The organism is Bacillus sp. GbtcB10 (assembly GCF_019091365.1).
In the GTDB taxonomy this organism is placed as follows: Bacteria; Bacillota; Bacilli; order Bacillales; family Bacillaceae; genus Bacillus; species Bacillus altitudinis.
Map to the genome: position 1 here is coordinate 1 of NZ_JAGXJP010000147.1, position 271 is coordinate 271.

At 40.2% G+C, this 271-nt stretch carries 1 pseudogene; it reads left to right on the plus strand.

The features are described from left to right. Positions 1-271 (plus strand): annotated as a pseudogene (locus KVT11_RS19915) (5'-nucleotidase C-terminal domain-containing protein); the annotation flags it as partial.

A 271-nucleotide genomic window follows, 5' to 3' on the forward strand; every position in this document is an offset into this window, starting at 1 on the left:
TCTATAATATTCAGCCATTCGGAAATGTGTTAGTGAAGCTGGACACCAAGGGGAAAGATTTAGTTGATATCATTGAAGCACAAATATCTCCTCAATTTGGACCGGATTATAGCATTTCAGGCTTTTCTTATTCGTACGATCCGTAAACATATAAAGTAGTCGACTTAAAACTGCCTGATGGTTCTTCCGTTGATTTCGATTAAACGTATACACTCACAGTGAACAACTTCATGGCGACTGCCACTGGAAGTAAGTATGCACCGATTGGGCG